We start from the raw sequence: 14900 nt of genomic DNA, 5'->3' as shown, positions 1-14900 counted from the left end.
TCTTTGTCCAGGTCGGACGGTTTGTGCCCTTATTGTTCAGTTATGACATGAACAGCGGGTTCAGGTCCATGCGCACGCGTCACAACAACGGACGCTTGCCCGGATCGCCCGCCACTTCGCGAACGAGGCGCGGCACCAGATAACCTGACAAACGTGCCGCTAACGCCGTGTGCAGGACGCGGGCGTCGTCGTCGGAGACCTCGAAATGCGCGGCGCCGACGACGCGGTCGAGCTGGTGCAGGTAATAGGGCAGTGCTCCGGCTGCGAAGCCACGTTCGCTGAGGGCGACCAGGGCGTCGACCGAGTCGTTGACCCCGCGCAGCAGCACCGCTTGGTTGAGCAAGGTGGTACCAGCGGCGCGCAGCCGTGCCAGGGCGGCATCGACGTCGTCATCGAATTCGTTGGCGTGGTTGGCGTGGATGACCACCGTGACCGGCCATGGCAGCGTGCGCAGCCATGCGATCAGGCCATCGTCGACTCGCTCAGGCAGCACCACCGGCAGTCGGGTGTGGATGCGCAGGCGCTGCAGGTGCGGAATCGCAGCTAGGGCGGCGGTCAACTCGGCCAGCTTTGACGTCGCCAGAGACAATGGGTCGCCACCGGAGAGGATCACTTCATCGATGCTGGCGTCGGCGGCGATCAGCGCCACGGTCTCACCCCAACCGCCCGCTGCGGCGGTTTCCTCGCTGTACGGGAAATGCCGACGGAAGCAGTAGCGGCAATGCACCGCGCAGCTGCCGGTGGCGATCAGCAGGGCGCGGCCGCGATACTTCTGGATCACGCCGTGTCCGGTGCGCGCGGCGGCGTCGCCGACAGCGTCGAGGTCGAAACCCGGCACGATGCGATCCTCGTCATCCAGCGGCAGAACCTGCCGCAGCAACGGGTCGTTCGGGTCGCCATGGCGCATCCGTGCGACGAAACCACGCGGCACCCGCAGCGGGAACGACCCATTGGCAGCAGTGCCGGAAATCCGCGTCGCAAGCGCCTCCAGGCCCAACAGCGACAGCAGTTCGCATGGGTCGCGCACGGCCTCGCGCCACAGCTGTTGCCAGCGTGGCGGCTGCATCTGGAGGGGGGCTGCGGGTATCATGTCGCGTCCGGCTGTTTTCCGAGCATGTTTTTGGGCGCTCCGGCGTCGCCGGAAATCCCAAGCCCACCATTTTAGCCGTCCCACGGATGGCTCAGCAGATTGCATCAATTTAGGAGCACCCCTACATGGCCAGCCTAGGCATGAACGACGTCAAGACCGGACAGAAGATCCTGGTCAACAACGAGCCGTGCATCATCACCGAGACCGAATACGTCAAGCCGGGCAAGGGCCAGGCCTTCACCCGCATCAAATACCGCTTCATCAAGTCCGGCCGGGTGGTCGAAATGACGATGAAGGCGACGGACTCGGTCGAAGTGGCCGACGTGGTGGACACCGACATGCAGTTCCTCTACGCCGACGGCGAGCACTGGCACTTCATGCAGCAGGAAACCTTCGAACAAGTCCAGGCCGACAAGGTCGGCGTCGGCGATGCCGCCAAATGGCTGAAGGGCGAGGAAGCCTGCGTGGTGACTCTGTGGAACGGCACGCCGATCCAGGTGACGCCGCCGAATTTCGTCGAACTGAAGATCGTCGAGACCGACCCGGGCGTGCGCGGCGATACCTCTGGCGGTGGCGGCAAGCCGGCCACGCTGGAAACCGGCGCCGTCGTGCGCGTGCCGTTGTTCGTCGGCCAGGATGAGGTGATCAAGGTCGACACCCGTTCCGGCGAATACGTCAGCCGCGTGAAATAAGCGATGGAATCGACGCTGGGTTATCTGGTCGTCTGGCTTTTCGGCGTCCTGCTCGCAGCTGGCGCGGTGGTGTGGCTGTGGAACACCACACTGCCGCGCATCTTCCCGGCCCAGGTGCGTGCGCTGTCGTACGGCGAAGCGCTGCGGCTGATGATCCTGGCCTGGCTGCTGTTCGGTGCCGGTGCCTTTGGCCTGACCTACGCGCTCGGCCTCGGCTTCTGGTAAGCGCATGCAGCGCGAAGCCTGCGACCTCCTGATCGAAGCCGGCCACGTCGTGCCGGTCGTGCCCCACGGCGTGGTGCTGGAAGACCACGCCGTCGCAGTGCGCGATGGCGCCATCGTCGCCGTGCTGCCGATCGGCGAAGCGCGCCTGCGTTTCGAGGCGAAGGAAACCGTCTCGCGCCCGGATGCCGCGCTGATCCCCGGCCTCGTCAATGCCCACACCCACAACCCGATGACGCTGCTGCGCGGCGTCGCCGACGATCTACCGCTGATGCAGTGGCTGCAGGGCCATATCTGGCCGATCGAAGGTGCGGTGATCGGGCCGGAGTTCGTCGCCGACGGGGTGGCGCTGGCCATCGCCGAGATGCTCCGCGGCGGCACGACCTGCTGCAACGAGAACTATTTCTTCCCCGATGTGCAGGCCGCGGTCTACCACCGCCACGGCTTCCGTGCGCGCGTCGGGCTGCCGATCATCGACTTCCCCACCGCATGGGCGAAGTCGTCCGATGAATACTTCGATCGCGCCGGCGAAGTGCATGACCAATGGCGCAACGATGCACTGGTCGCGACCGCATTCGCACCGCACGCGCCGTACACGGTGTCGGACACGAACTTCGAGCGCATCCGCATGCTCGCCGACCAGCTCGATGTGCCGGTGCACTGCCACGTGCACGAGACCGCGCACGAAGTCGCCGAATCCCAGCAACAGCACAGCCAGCGCCCCTTGGCGCGGCTGGACCGCCTTGGCCTGGTCAACGACCGCCTGATCGCTGTTCATATGACGCAATTGACCGACGCCGAGATCGCGCTGTGCGCAGAACGTGGCGTCAGCGTGGTGCATTGCCCGGAATCCAACCTCAAGCTCGCATCGGGTTTTTGCCGCGCCGCCGACGTGCAGCGCGCGGGCATCAACCTCGCCATCGGCACGGATGGCGCTGCCAGCAACAACGACCTCGACATGTTCGGTGAAATGCGTAGCGCGGCGCTGCTGGCCAAGGCCGTGGCCGCTGACGCTTCCGCCCTCGATGCCGCGACCGCTCTGCATGCAGCCACCCTCGGTGGTGCGCGCGCGCTCGGGTTCGATCACCTTGTCGGCTCGATCGAACCGGGCAAGCAGGCCGACCTGGTTTGCGTCGACCTCGGCGAACTCGAGACCCAGCCGTTGCACCATGCCATCTCGCAACTGGTCTATGCCTGCGGCCGCCACCAGGTCAGCGATGTCTGGATCGCGGGCAAGCGCAAGTTGCGCGAACGCATGCTGATCGACATCGATACTGCCGCGCTGGTCGCGAACGCCCGGCAGTGGCGCGACCGCATCGTCGCGATCCGGGTGGGCGAATGAGCACACTGCGCGACGACCAGCTTCGAGAAGGCAATTTCAGCCAGGCCGAACTCGACAAGTTCGGTGCCCTGGCCAATCGCTGGTGGGATCCGGAAGGTCCGCAGAAGGCGCTGCACGCGTTGAATCCGGCCCGCCTTGGCTACGTCGCCGAACGCGTCGCCCTGCGTGGTGCGGCAGTGCTCGATGTCGGTTGCGGCGGCGGTTTGCTGAGCGAAGCACTGGCGCGCGAAGGCGCGAAGGTGACCGCGCTCGATCTGGCCCCCGACCTGATCAAAATCGCGAAGCTGCACCGGCTCGAATCCGGCGTCGACGTCGATTACAAACTCTGTTCCGCCGAAGCGCTGGCCGCGGAACAGCCCGGCAGTTTCGATGCGATCACCTGCATGGAGATGCTTGAGCACGTGCCGGAACCTGCATCGGTGTTGTCTGCATGCGCCACGCTGCTGAAACCTGGTGGGCGCCTCTTCGTCTCCACGCTTAACCGCACGCCAGCCGCGTTCGCACTGGCGATCGTCGGCGCCGAATACATTGCCGGCGTCCTGCCCAAGGGCACGCACCAGTACCGCGACTTCATCAAGCCCTCCGAGCTGGCGACCTGGCTGCGGCAGGCCGGGCTGCAGCTCGAGGATGTCAGCGGATTGATGTACGAGCCGTGGCGCAACGCGGCGCGGGTGATCCGTCGCACCGACGTCAATTACCTCGTCAGCGCGTTGAAGCCGCAATGAATTGCACGTTCCCACGCCTGGTCCTGTTCGATCTCGACGGCACGTTGCTCGACAGCGCCCCCGACATGCTGGCCACGGTCAACGTGATGCGCGCGGAGCGTGGCGCGGCCCCGATGACGCTCGACGCATTGCGTCCGCACGTGTCGAAAGGCGCGCGCGCGATGCTGGCGGCAGCGTTCGCGGACATGGCGAACGAACAGCGCGAGGCGCTGGTCCCGGTGTTCCTCGCGCAATACGAACTCGAACTGGCGAAGCACGGGAGCCCGTTCGACGGCATCGAACGGCTGCTGGGCGCGATCGAAGCCGACGGCGGGCGCTGGGGCATCGTCACCAACAAGCCTGAATACCTGGCGAAGCAGCTGCTGCCGATGCTCGGCTGGCAGACGCGTTGCGCCATCCTGATCGGCGGCGACACCTTGCCGCAACGCAAGCCGCATCCGTTGCCGTTGCTGCACGCCGCGCAGACGTTGTATGTCGCGGTCGAAGACTGCGTCTACGTCGGCGATGACGAACGCGACATCGTCGCCGCGCGCAGCGCGAACATGCCGTCGGTGGTAGCGCTGTGGGGTTATCGCTTGCCCGACGATGAGCCGGCAGAGTGGGGTGGTGATGTGCTGGTCGAAGCGCCGCAGGACCTGCTCGATGCGGCGATCTGGCCGCGCAAACTTTCAGAAAGCGCGCAATGACCGATCCGCAAGCGCCGGCCAGCTTCGTTGAAAAATGGCGCGCGCGCTGGCCGGAATGGGCCATCGCCGAAGTGTTCGTGCCGCATGCGCAACGCGACACGGCAGTGGCCTGGTTCGCGCTGCGTCAGGAACTGACCGACGCCGCCTGGGGCGGCAGCGATCCGCGCCCTGGCGAAGCGAAACTGGCGTGGTGGGCCGAGGAATTGCACGGCTGGACCCAGGGCCGACGCCGGCATCCGCTCGGCGCGGTATTGCAGCGCCAGTCCGCGCATTGGCAACTGCTCGCGGCTTGCTTGCCAGCGCTGCGCGCGAGTCGCGAACGCCAAACCGATGCCGAACAGGCGATCGCCGAGCTGGAGCCATTCGCGGAGGCCGTCGCTGGCATCGCCGCGACGCTTTTCGCCAGCGAGGCACCTGCGCCTTATGCCAGCGTGGTCGTCGGCCTGCTCGCCGAGCGTGTCCTCCAGGGCGGAGAGGCCGCGGTGCCGTTGCACCTGCGGGCGCGCCTGAGCGAGGCCGCGCCGGATGTCGTAGTGCGTCACTGGGCCAATGAGCTCCTGCAGCGCTGGCCACCGCCGCAGGAAGGTTCGCGCCCCGGGCGCATCCAGGCGGCGCTGGTACGTGGGCGCTTGCAGCGATTCGCTTCCGGCAGCCCGGCCGATGTACCACTGCCGCGCTGGAATACCCTGTTCGCAGCCTGGCGCGCCGCCCGCAGCTGACCCTGGCGGACACAGCGTTGCGCGAGCGTTCGTGCCTTGGCCGCTACAATGCCCCTCGTCCGATCCAGCTGAACGACTGCCGTGTCCACGTCCCCGACCACGCCCGCTACCTTGCCCGACGTCGCCCACGATGCCGCTGCCTTGGCGCGTCCGCTGGACTGGGTCGGCATGGAGAAGATCGCGCTGCCGGTCCGCATCCACGATGCCGACGGCAACACCGTGCAAGTGGCGGCCTCGGTCGATGTCGCCGTCGACCTGCGCGATGCCGATGCCCGCGGTATCCATATGTCGCGGCTGTACCTGCAACTGCAGCAGGCATTCGCAAGCGAAGCGATCACGCCACCAGGCCTGCGCCGCGTGCTGCAGGGCTTCATCGAGTCACAGAACGGCCTGTCCTCGCGCGCGCGGTTGCGCGTGCGCTACGAACACCTGCTGCAACGCGCAGCGCTGGAAAGCGGGCATGTCGGCTGGAAGCGTTATCCGGTCGAGATCGATGCGGAATTACGCGATGGCCATCTGCAGTTGACGCTTGGATTCTCCGTCGAATATTCCAGCACCTGTCCGGCCTCGGCCGCGTTGTCGCGCCAGCTGAATGCCGAACGTTTCGCCGAGGACTTCGCCGCGGCACGGCCGTTGTCCACGCACGTCGTACGCGACTGGCTGGCTTCGGAGCGCGGACTCGCCGCCACGCCGCACGCGCAGCGCAGCCGCGCTGAAGTGCGCGTGGAATTGCGCCCGGCGTTCGACGAACTGCCGTTGCTGGCGCTGGTTGATGCGATCGAAGCTGCGCTCGGCACGCCGGTACAGACCGCTGTCAAGCGCGAGGACGAACAGGCCTTCGCCGAACTCAACGCCGCCAACCTGATGTTCTGCGAGGACGCCGCTCGCCGCGTGGCCGCAGCGCTATCCGCCGATGCGCGGATCGAGCGTTACGACATCACGGTGGCGCATTTCGAGAGCCTGCATCCACACGATGCGGTGGCCCGGGTCTCCGGGCGCAATCCCGCCTGACATCGATCAACGTGTGGTGGTGCCCTCGAGCACCAGTAGTGGATCGATCCGCACGTCGAACCAGTTCATGCCCCAATGCAGGTGCGGCCCGGTTGCGCGCCCGGTTGCGCCGACTGCACCGATGACCTGGCCCTGCTCGACCCGGTCGCCGACCTGGACGTCGATCCGCGACAGGTGCAGGAAGTTCGAGCTGACCCCGTGCCCGTGGTCGATCAGCAGCGTGCCGCCAGTGAGGTAGAGATCGAGGTTGGCGAACGTCACCACGCCCGCCGCCGGTGCTTTCACCGACGTGCCCGCGTCGGCGGCGATGTCCATGCCCGAATGCGGTGACTTCGGCGCACCGCTGCCGTCCGGAAGCATGTAGATGCGCTGGTTGCCGAACCGACCGCTGATCCGGCCTTGCACCGGCCAGATGAACGCCTGCGTGAAATCGTTGCGGTCGTCGTCCCGCGTGCGCGCCGCCACCACCAGTGCCTGCTCGCGCTCGATGCGCGCGGCGATCTCCGGTGGCGGGTTCACCGTTTCCGGTGGAACGCCTTCGATGCGTTCGATTGGCCAGTCTCGCGGGGTGATCGCGATGCGATGCTCGATCGTGCCGGTGCCGGGTTGTTTGATCGAGACGACGAGCTCACCGCTCGCATCGCGACCGATGCCGAACACGAAGCGACCGTCCGGCGATACGCGCAACTGGCGTTCGCCCACCGTCACCGTAGCGTTGGGCTGGGCGCTGCCGATCACCAGTGCGCCTTGCGAGGCGGTTGTGGGCAGTACGGTGGCGTGTATAGGCGCAACGTTGTCGAGGCGCATCGGTGGCGCCTGCGGCGTCGATGCGCACGCCGCCAGCATCATCGCGCAGGCGACGATGCCCCAGCACCTCACCGTGCAAACTCCAGGCGCCGTCCCTGCGGTGCGCCGACCAGCCGGCTGCCGTCCCAAACCACCACGCCGTTGACCCAGGTGGTTGCGATGCGCGAGTGGAACGTGGTGCCTTCGAACGGCGACCAGCCACATTTCGACAGCACGTCTTCGCGGCGCACCGTCAACGGCGTGTCGTCGACGAGCACCAGGTCGGCGGCATAACCTTCGCGCAGGAAGCCGCGCTCGTGCACGTCGAACAGCTGCGCCGGCGCATGCGCGAATTTCTGTACCACCTGCGCAGTGGTCAGGTGGCCTTCGTGCACCAGTTCGAGCGCGGCATTCAGCGCGTACTGCACCAGCGGCAAGCCGCTCGGCGCGGACGTGTAGGGCCGCGCCTTTTCCTCCAGCGTGTGCGGGGCGTGGTCGGTGGCGAGTACGTCGATGACGTCCTCGGCCAGCGCACGCACCAGCGCTTCGCGGTCGCTGGCGTCCTTGATCGCGGGATTGCATTTGATCAAGTTGCCCAGGCGCTCGTAATCAGAGCGGTCGAAGCGCAAAAAATGCACGCAGGTCTCGGCAGTGATCTGCTTGCGGCTGCCGTCGGCGCGGATCAACGGGCCGGTTTCGAACAGCGCCAATTCGTCGGCGGTGCTGATATGCAGCACATGCAGGCGCGTCCCATGCCTGCGTGCCAGCGAAATCGCCAGTTCGGTCGATTTGAAACAGGCTTCGCGCGAGCGGATGTCGGGATGGAACCGTGCCGGGATGTCGTCGCCGTACTGCGCCTTGTAGCGCGCAAGCTCGGCGTCGATCATCGGTGTGTCTTCGCAATGCGTGATGATCGGTGTCGGTGCATCGCGGAAGATGCCATCGAGGATCGCCGGGTTGTCGACGAGCATGTTGCCGGTCGAGGCGCCCATGAACACTTTCACGCCGGGCGCGCTGCGCGGGTCGAGGCGCTGGATCGCGGCGAGGTTGTCGTTGCTGGCACCGAGGTAGAAGCCGTAGTTGCCCCAGGCACGGCCGGCGGCGCGGCGGTATTTGTCCTCCAGCGCGTCCGCACCGAGCGTCGGCGGGCTGGTGTTGGGCATGTCCATGAAGCTGGTCAGCCCGCCGGCGACCGCGGCCGCCGATTCGGTCGCCATGTCGGCCTTGTATTCCAGCCCGGGTTCGCGGAAATGCACCTGGTCGTCGATCATCCCGGGCAGCAGGCGGCGGCCGTTGGCCTCGACGACGGTTTCCCCGTCGCGCGCTTTCAACCCGCTGCCGATCTGCGCGATGCGGCCGCCTTCGATCCGCAGGTCGCCGTCGAATTCGCGACCTTCGTTGACCAGGCGGGCGTTGACGATCAGCGTTGACGGCATGTTTCGGTGTCCTGACGGGAGTTGTTAGGAGCGCGGAGGCACGGGGTCGTGCCCACCCGGGTGCAGCGGATGGCAGCGACCGATCCGGCGCAGCGCCAGCCAGCCGCCGCGCCAGGGGCCAAAACGCTGGATGGCCTCGATCGCGTATTCGGAACAGGTGGGCACGAACCGGCAACGCGGCCCCAGCAACGGGCTGAGCCAGCGTTTGTACGCGCGCAGGCAAGCAATGAGGAGATGGTCGATCACAAGTCCGTAATGCGGCATAACGCACGGTGCTCGCGCGGGTTGCCGCTATTGGCGGGGCAGGGTATAACAGCGCGCTTTCCCGTCCAAGGGAAGAGAAGGAACCATCGCACGTGGCAGTGAAGAAACCCGCGAAGAAGGCCGCCAAGGCCGTCAAGAAGACCAGTAAACCCGCTGCCAAGAAGGCGGCCGTCAAGAAGCCGGCTGTTAGTAAGCCTGCAGCCAAGAAGCCAGCCGCGAAGGCCGCGGCGGCCAAGAAGCCGGTCGCCAAGAAGGCTGCGGCGAAGAAACCAGTCGCCAAGAAACCTGCGGCCAAGGTCGCGGTGAAGAAGCCTGCTGCAAGCAAGCCTGCGGCCAAGAAAGCCGCCGCTCCGGCCAAAAAGCCAGCCGCCAAGCCAGTAGCCGTCAAGAAGCCGGCGGCCAAGCCAGCGACCAAGACCGCACCGGTCGCCAAGCCGGCTGCTGCCAAGCCGGTCGTGGGCAAGCAAGCCGACACCAAGACGGTTGCACCGCAAGCCCCCGCGCCCAAGGCAGCCGCTCCTGCCAAGGCCCCGGCCAAGGCAGCGCCTGCTCCAGTCGCCAAGCCCATCGTGGCGCCGCGCCCACGCCCGATCGGCAAAGTTGCCGTCGCCGTCATCGCCCGGCCGCAGACGCCCGCGCCCAAGACCAAGGTCAAGGTCGTCCCGTACAAGACCGACAACACGGGCCGCCCGATCGTGCCGAACGGCTACGTGCCGTCGTCGGATGAGGAGTACATGAGCGCCCTGCAACTCGAGTATTTCCGTCAGCGCCTGTTGTCGTGGCGCGCGGACCTGGTCGAGGAATCCAAGCAGACCATCGAGAACCTCAAGGACGAAGTGCGCGACGTCGGTGACGAAGCCGAGCGCGCCACCCGCGAAACCGAGAACTCGCTGGAACTGCGCACCCGCGACCGCTACCGCAAGCTGATCGGCAAGATCGACAGCACGCTCAAGCGCGTGGACTCGGGCGAGTACGGCTTCAGCGTGGACTCGGGCGAGGAGATCGGCCTGGAGCGCCTGGAAGCGCGCCTGACCGCCGAGCGCACGATCGACGAGCAGGAACGGTGGGAACACCTGCAGAAGCAAATGGGCGATTAGGCCGTCATCATCGCCAAGCAAACAAAGCCCCGCTTTCGCGGGGCTTTTGTTTTGTGCGGTCACGATTCACCGCCCTGGCTCGAGCCCGCGAATGGCATGTGAGCCATCGCAATGCGCACCGTAAGCTTGAAGCGGACATGGGCCACGTTGCATGATCCACTGGTACGCATGGAGCTACGCCAGTGACGGATTACAGCCATCCGCTCTTCATCAAAGGGCACTACCAAGTCGTCGCCCTGACGTCAGAAGAGCAATACGAACCCGAACGGGTCTTCGCCTATGCAGTTCTTAACTCGGCTGGGGCCAAGCTCCGGCATGAATTGACCTTGGATGATGCCAAGGCCTGGGTCGAAGTGTTGATCGAGAAAGATCGCTTTCCCACTTCCACGCCACCAGTGTCGATCCGGCCGAATCGAGTCCGGCGATGAGCCTCATGGCAGCGAGCAATCAAAAGTTGATCCTGGCGCTGGCCTTGGCGCTGGGGACATTGGCTGCGGGGACTTACTTCTCCGGGTTTCTGACACTGCTCCTGCTGAAGCTCAATACCGGCTTGCTGGAGTGGGATACCTACCTTGGCTATCTCAAGGCAATCGACCTGCCAGAGGTCAGGCCGTACGTAGGCAAGATCAAGGTTGGCGGCTACGTCGGTTTCGGCTTGCCTTTGCTCGGCTATTTCGCACTCCTGGTCCTGATCCTCAAGCCTGCGAAGAAGTCGATGCATGGCGATGCCCGGTTTGCCCGGGCCAGCGATCTGGCGAAGCACGGCATGCTCAAGCCGTCACCGAACGGCATCGTCGTCGGCAAGTTCAACGGCAACCTCGTTCGTCTTGGTGGCCAGCAATTCGTGATTCTGGCCGCACCGACGAGATCGGGCAAAGGCGTTGGCGTCGTTATTCCAAACCTCCTCGATTACCAGGAGTCGATGGTCGTTCTCGACATCAAGCAAGAGAATTTCGACCTGACCAGCGGCTGGCGTGCAAGCCAAGGTCAGGAAATCTACCTGTTCAATCCGTTTGCAGAAGACAGGCGGACGCATCGTTGGAATCCGCTCTCATACGTGTCGCGCGATCCGGCGTTCCGCGTGTCGGATCTGATGAGCATTGCGGCAATGCTGTATCCCGATGGCGCCGACGATCAGAAATTCTGGGTCAGTCAGGCGCGCAACGCGTTCATGGCATTTTCGCTCTATCTGTTCGAGAACTGGGACAACGAGCGGGACAGCGGCTTTCCCGGCGCTCAATGTGCACCGACGCTCGGCGCCGTCTACCGCCTCTCGTCCGGGGATGGAACCCAGCTGAAGGCCTATTTCCAGGCCCTTTCAAGCAGGAAGTTCCTGAGCGGAAATGCGCGTTCGGCATTCGCGAACCTGCTATCGCAGGCGGATGAAACATTCTCGTCGATCCTGGGCACATTGAAGGAGCCGCTCAATGCCTGGATCAACCCGGTCCTCGATGCTGCGACGAGCGGCGATGACTTCATGCTGACCGACCTGCGCAAGAAAAGGATGACGATCTATGTCGGCATCCAGCCCAACAAGCTTGCGGAAAGCCGCTTGATCGTCAACCTGTTCTTCAGCCAGGTCATCAATCTCAATACGAAGGAGTTGCCGCAGAAGAATCCGGAACTCAAGCACCAGTGCCTGTTGCTGATGGATGAGTTCACTTCGATAGGCAAGGTGGACATCATCGCCACGGCGGTCGCCTACATGGCCGGGTACAACATCCGTCTGCTGCCGATCATCCAAAGCATGGCGCAGCTCGATGCCGTCTACGGCAAGGATGTTTCGCGGACGATCATTACGAACCATGCCCTCCAGATCATCTATGCGCCGCGTGAGCAGCAGGACGCGAATGATTATTCGGACATGCTGGGCTATACCACCGTCCGCAAGCAGAACGTCACCCGTGGCCGCGAAGTCTCGCGCAGCGAATCCGAGGAGCGCCGCGCGCTCATGTTGCCGCAGGAACTCAAGGCAATGGGATTCGATAAGGAAGTATTCCTGTACGAGGGGATTCCGCATCCTGTGATGTGCGACAAGATCAAGTACTTCCAAGACCGACACTTCACGTCACGCTTGCTTCCAAAAGTGGAAGTGCCAAGGCTAGACATCTGACGCGGATTGGAGGCTGCAGCCGTCGCTCCAGTACTGGACGCGGGCTTTGCTTGGAGACGGATGTGGGAATGGGCCCGCCCCCCGGTGCCACCCTTACAGCAAGGCCTTGAGCCGGTACATGGCTTCGAGTGCCTGCTTCGGTGTCAGTTCGTCCGGATCGAGCGCAGCGAGGGCTTCCAGCGCGGCCGAAGTCGGCGTGAACAAACCAATCTGCTGCGGCGCATCCAGCGCCTGTGCGGTCATCGGCGTGGACGGCGCATCGCGCCCTTGCTGCTCCAGTTCGGCCAGGCGCCCACGTGCTTGTCGCACAACGGTTTTTGGCAGGCCGGCGAGGGCGGCGACCTGCAGACCGAAGCTGCGGTCGGCTGGTCCATCTTTGACCGCGTGCATGAACACCAATGCGTCGCCGTGCTCGACGGCATCCAGATGCACGTTGGCGATCCCGCTGCCGGGCTCGGCAAGTGCAGTGAGTTCGAAATAGTGCGTGGCGAACAGCGTGTAACTGCGATTCACGGCTGCAAGGTGACGTGCGCAGGCGTCTGCCAGGGCGAGACCGTCGTAGGTCGACGTGCCGCGGCCGATCTCGTCCATCAGCACCAGCGATTCGCTGGTGGCGTGATGGAGGATGTACGAGGTTTCGGCCATCTCGACCATGAAGGTCGACTGTCCGCGCGCGAGGTCGTCGCCGGCGCCGATGCGGGTGAGGATGCGGTCGATCGGCCCGATCACCGCGAGCGTCGCCGGTACGAAACTGCCGATGTGCGCGAGTAGCACGATCAGCGCGTTCTGGCGCATGTAGGTGCTCTTGCCCCCCATGTTCGGACCGGTGATCACCCGCATGCGGATGGTGTCGTTGAAGACGAGATCGTTCGGTTCGAACGGCTCATCGCGTACCGCTTCCACTACCGGGTGGCGGCCGCGCTCGATCCGCAACCCCGGGACATCGCTCAATTGCGGCTGCGACCAGTCCAGCGCCTGCGCGCGTTCGGCAAAGCCTGCGAGCACGTCGAGCTCCGACAGCGCTGCCGCGCAACGCTTCAGTGGCTCCAGGCGTTCATTCAATGCATCGAGCAGGCCTTCGTACAGCAGCTTCTCGCGCGACAGCGAACGTTCGCGCGCTGACAGCACCTTGTCCTCGAACGCCTTCAATTCCTCGGTGATGTAACGCTCGGCGCCGGTCAGCGTCTGTCGCCGCGTGTAATGCGTGGGCGCCCTGTCGGACTGGCCCTTGCTGATCTCGATGTAGTAACCGTGCACACGGTTGTAGCCGACCTTGAGCGTCGCGATGCCGCTGGCCTCACGTTCGCGCGCTTCCAGGTCGATCAGGAACTGGTTCGCATGCGTCGACAGCCGCCGCAACTCGTCGAGTTCAGCGTCGTAACCTTCCGCGAAAATGCCGCCATCGCGCGCCAGCACCGGCGGCTGCGGCACGATCGCGGATGCCAGCAGGTGGGCGTGTTCGCCATGCTCGCCCAGTTCTGCGGCCAACGCCTGCAGGCGAGGGGAGTCGAGCGGCGCCAGGATTTCGCGCAACGCCGGTAACAGGCCGAGGCCATCGCGCAACGTGCTGAGGTCGCGTGGACGCGCGCTGCGCAAAGCGACGCGGGTGAGGATGCGTTCGAGATCGCCGAGTGCACGGAAGGTTTCGCGCAACGTGTCGTCAGTGCGCTGATCGATCAACGTGGCGACTGCATGATGGCGTTCGCCGAGCACGCGTCGGTCGCGCAGCGGGCGATGCAACCAGCGCCACAGCAGGCGCCCGCCCATCGGGGTGATCGTCGAATCGAGTACGCCGAGCAGCGTCGCCTTGACGTCGCCATCGATGCGACTGTCGAGTTCGAGGTGCCGGCGTGTCGCTGCGTTCATCGCGATCGCGCCATCACTGGCCTCGACTGCAATCGCGGTCAGGTGCGGGAGGCGCTGCTTCTGCGTCTCCTCGACATAGCCGAGCAGGGCGCCGGCGGCGGCGATCGCACGTGGTTTGTCGTCGATGCCGAAACCGGAAAGATCATGCAAACCGAAGAATTGCAGCAACTGGCGGCGGCCGCTGTCGGCATCGAACAGCCACGGTGCGCGTCGGCGCAGGCCGTTGCGTTCGAGCACGGCCACCGGCCAACCTTCTTCGTCCGGCAGCAGCAGTTCGGCGGGTTGCAGGCGCGCGAGCTCCGCTTCGAGCGCATCGTCGTTGTCGACTTCATTAACGAGGAAACGGCCGCTGGCTAGATCGGCCCATGCCAGCCCATAACCTTGCTTGCCGCGCGACAACGCGAGCAGCAGCGTGTCGCGACGTTCATTCAACAACGCCTCGTCGGTGACCGTGCCCGGCGTGACGATGCGGACGACTTTGCGTTCGACCAGTCCCTTCGCCAGTGCGGGGTCGCCGATCTGCTCGCAGATCGCCACCGATTCGCCCAACGCGACCAGCCGCGCCAGATAGCCTTCATAGGCATGCACCGGCACGCCAGCCATCGGGATCGGTTGTCCCGCAGAAGCGCCGCGTTGGGTCAAAGTGATGTCGAGCAGCCGCGCGGCCTTGCGCGCGTCGTCATAGAACAATTCATAGAAATCGCCCATGCGGAAGAACATCAACACGTCCGGGTGTTCCGCCTTGGCGGCGAAAAATTGCTTCATCAGGGGCGTGTGTTGCTCGAGGGACATCCGCGGCGCGCTTCCTTGTTCTCAATACATGGGATAAAACGGCCGCCTAGTTTGCCGGA

The 14900-nt window shown here is 64.9% G+C and carries 14 protein-coding genes and 1 pseudogene; 10 read left to right on the top strand and 5 right to left on the bottom strand.

The annotated features are described in order from the left end of the window. Positions 1–79: 79 nt before the first annotated feature. A complete protein-coding gene (gene epmB, locus MO486_RS05435) occupies positions 80–1090 on the bottom strand; it encodes an EF-P beta-lysylation protein EpmB (protein WP_242905141.1) in 1011 nt (336 codons plus the stop codon). 125 nt (positions 1091–1215) lie between these two features. Between epmB and efp the strand changes: the two genes are divergently transcribed. The 7 genes from efp (at position 1216) to folE2 (ending at position 6487) form a co-directional block, all read left to right on the top strand. After that, a complete protein-coding gene (gene efp, locus MO486_RS05430) occupies positions 1216–1782 on the top strand; it encodes an elongation factor P (protein WP_242905139.1) in 567 nt (188 codons plus the stop codon). 3 nt (positions 1783–1785) lie between these two features. Continuing rightward, the gene (locus MO486_RS05425; protein WP_242905137.1) at positions 1786–2007 is read left to right on the top strand and encodes a hypothetical protein; all 222 of its coding nucleotides are present in this window, start codon (positions 1786–1788) and stop codon (positions 2005–2007) included. A gap of 4 nt (positions 2008–2011) precedes the next feature. Then, positions 2012–3346 carry a TRZ/ATZ family hydrolase gene (locus tag MO486_RS05420; RefSeq protein WP_242905136.1) on the top strand — a complete coding sequence of 445 codons (1335 nt, stop codon included), beginning with the start codon at positions 2012–2014 and terminating at the stop codon, positions 3344–3346. Beyond that, complete coding sequence (ubiG, locus tag MO486_RS05415; protein WP_242905135.1) at positions 3343–4071, top strand: bifunctional 2-polyprenyl-6-hydroxyphenol methylase/3-demethylubiquinol 3-O-methyltransferase UbiG; 729 nt, start codon at positions 3343–3345, stop codon at positions 4069–4071. The genes MO486_RS05420 and ubiG overlap by 4 nt, the downstream gene beginning before the upstream one ends. Beyond that, entirely contained in the window at positions 4068–4757 is a 690-nt protein-coding gene (locus MO486_RS05410) for a phosphoglycolate phosphatase (RefSeq protein WP_242905134.1), read from the top strand. Before ubiG ends, MO486_RS05410 begins: the two co-directional genes overlap by 4 nt. Further along, a complete protein-coding gene (locus tag MO486_RS05405) occupies positions 4754–5476 on the top strand; it encodes a squalene/phytoene synthase family protein (protein ID WP_242905133.1) in 723 nt (240 codons plus the stop codon). Before MO486_RS05410 ends, MO486_RS05405 begins: the two co-directional genes overlap by 4 nt. 81 nt (positions 5477–5557) lie before the next feature. Beyond that, the gene (folE2, locus tag MO486_RS05400; RefSeq protein ID WP_242905132.1) at positions 5558–6487 is read left to right on the top strand and encodes a GTP cyclohydrolase FolE2; all 930 of its coding nucleotides are present in this window, start codon (positions 5558–5560) and stop codon (positions 6485–6487) included. Positions 6488–6493: 6 nt separating this feature from the next. Here folE2 and MO486_RS05395 read toward each other — a convergent pair. From MO486_RS05395 to yidD, 3 genes and pseudogenes are all read right to left on the bottom strand, one after another. Further along, positions 6494–7258, bottom strand: a pseudogene (locus MO486_RS05395) (M23 family metallopeptidase); the annotation flags it as partial. A 104-nt stretch (positions 7259–7362) separates the two neighbouring features. Then, positions 7363–8709: a dihydroorotase gene (locus MO486_RS05390; RefSeq protein WP_242905131.1), complete on the bottom strand. Its 1347-nt coding sequence runs from the start codon at positions 8707–8709 to the stop codon at positions 7363–7365. 24 nt (positions 8710–8733) lie between these two features. Further along, a complete protein-coding gene (gene yidD, locus MO486_RS05385; protein WP_242905129.1) occupies positions 8734–8973 on the bottom strand; it encodes a membrane protein insertion efficiency factor YidD in 240 nt (79 codons plus the stop codon). Between the two features lie 92 nt (positions 8974–9065). Between yidD and dksA the strand changes: the two genes are divergently transcribed. From dksA to MO486_RS05370, 3 genes are all read left to right on the top strand, one after another. Further along, positions 9066–10070, top strand: coding sequence for an RNA polymerase-binding protein DksA (dksA, locus tag MO486_RS05380; protein ID WP_242905127.1), 1005 nt, complete (start codon positions 9066–9068; stop codon positions 10068–10070). A 182-nt stretch (positions 10071–10252) separates the two neighbouring features. After that, on the top strand, positions 10253–10498 hold the full coding sequence (locus MO486_RS05375; protein ID WP_242905125.1) for a hypothetical protein: 246 nt from the start codon (positions 10253–10255) through the stop codon (positions 10496–10498). After that, the gene (locus MO486_RS05370) at positions 10495–12183 is read left to right on the top strand and encodes a type IV secretory system conjugative DNA transfer family protein (RefSeq protein WP_242905124.1); all 1689 of its coding nucleotides are present in this window, start codon (positions 10495–10497) and stop codon (positions 12181–12183) included. Before MO486_RS05375 ends, MO486_RS05370 begins: the two co-directional genes overlap by 4 nt. Positions 12184–12276: 93 nt before the next feature. Here the strand turns inward: MO486_RS05370 and mutS are convergent, their stop codons facing one another. Beyond that, positions 12277–14814, bottom strand: coding sequence for a DNA mismatch repair protein MutS (gene mutS, locus MO486_RS05365; protein ID WP_242905123.1), 2538 nt, complete (start codon positions 14812–14814; stop codon positions 12277–12279). Positions 14815–14900: the final 86 nt, after the last annotated feature.

Source organism: Lysobacter sp. CFH 32150, from assembly GCF_022758295.1.
Classification (GTDB): Bacteria; Pseudomonadota; Gammaproteobacteria; order Xanthomonadales; family Xanthomonadaceae; genus CFH-32150.
Note: the sequence above shows the minus strand (reverse complement) of the source record. Positions and strands in the feature narration are given on the sequence as shown.

What these genes read in the sequence shown, in the direction of transcription:
- MO486_RS05425 (WP_242905137.1), top strand. Translation starts at nt 1,786, where the DNA reads ATGGAATCGACGCTGGGTTATCTGGTCGTCTGGCTTTTCGGCGTCCTG.
- MO486_RS05420 (WP_242905136.1), top strand. Translation starts at nt 2,012, where the DNA reads ATGCAGCGCGAAGCCTGCGACCTCCTGATCGAAGCCGGCCACGTCGTG.
- mutS (WP_242905123.1), bottom strand. Translation starts at nt 14,814, where the DNA reads ATGAAGCAATTTTTCGCCGCCAAGGCGGAACACCCGGACGTGTTGATG.
- MO486_RS05370 (WP_242905124.1), top strand. Translation starts at nt 10,495, where the DNA reads ATGAGCCTCATGGCAGCGAGCAATCAAAAGTTGATCCTGGCGCTGGCC.
- ubiG (WP_242905135.1), top strand. Translation starts at nt 3,343, where the DNA reads ATGAGCACACTGCGCGACGACCAGCTTCGAGAAGGCAATTTCAGCCAG.
- yidD (WP_242905129.1), bottom strand. Translation starts at nt 8,973, where the DNA reads ATGCCGCATTACGGACTTGTGATCGACCATCTCCTCATTGCTTGCCTG.
- MO486_RS05390 (WP_242905131.1), bottom strand. Translation starts at nt 8,709, where the DNA reads ATGCCGTCAACGCTGATCGTCAACGCCCGCCTGGTCAACGAAGGTCGC.
- efp (WP_242905139.1), top strand. Translation starts at nt 1,216, where the DNA reads ATGGCCAGCCTAGGCATGAACGACGTCAAGACCGGACAGAAGATCCTG.
- MO486_RS05405 (WP_242905133.1), top strand. Translation starts at nt 4,754, where the DNA reads ATGACCGATCCGCAAGCGCCGGCCAGCTTCGTTGAAAAATGGCGCGCG.
- epmB (WP_242905141.1), bottom strand. Translation starts at nt 1,090, where the DNA reads ATGATACCCGCAGCCCCCCTCCAGATGCAGCCGCCACGCTGGCAACAG.
- MO486_RS05410 (WP_242905134.1), top strand. Translation starts at nt 4,068, where the DNA reads ATGAATTGCACGTTCCCACGCCTGGTCCTGTTCGATCTCGACGGCACG.